The sequence below is a fragment of the Methanococcoides sp. AM1 genome, from assembly GCF_900774055.1.
Lineage (GTDB): Archaea > Halobacteriota > Methanosarcinia > Methanosarcinales > Methanosarcinaceae > Methanococcoides.
Window position 1 is genome coordinate 1 of sequence record NZ_CAAGSW010000014.1, and the last position, 460, is coordinate 460.

1 protein-coding gene is annotated in these 460 nt (G+C 37.6%); it reads right to left on the reverse strand.

Annotated elements, in window-relative coordinates; translation table 11 throughout:
• Positions 1-460: PAS domain S-box protein (locus E7X57_RS12195; protein WP_135613261.1), on the reverse strand; the 460-nt coding region annotated here is incomplete at both ends.

Consider the following 460-nt stretch of genomic DNA (forward strand, 5'->3'; position numbering starts at 1 on the left):
GTATATCCATCTATGACAGTTGCATGGTTGAGGAGATCATGACTAAGAACATCTGTAAATATATCTTTTAGCTCATTTGAGTTCTCAAGTTGCTTTGCGTATTTCCTGAGCATTTCCTCAGTTTCCTTTATCTCGGTCACATCAAAAATTGCTCCGACAATGCCGGCTTTCTCTCCATTCAGGTCTGTGAACAATGATTTATTGAATATGACTTTACGTTTTGCCCCATCTGTTGATTCGCACCTTGATTCATATATCTGTATTCCACCTGTTTGCAAAAGTTCATTGTCCTTCTCATAATATATTTGTGCAAGATCCTCAGGTGCCAATTCAAAAACAGTTCTTCCAACAAGGTCCTCTCTTTTTATTCCTATAAAGTCTTCAAATGCCTTGTTGCATCCAAGATATATCCCATCTTTATTCTTGTAGAACAGAGGTAATGGGACAGCGTCTATAAGTT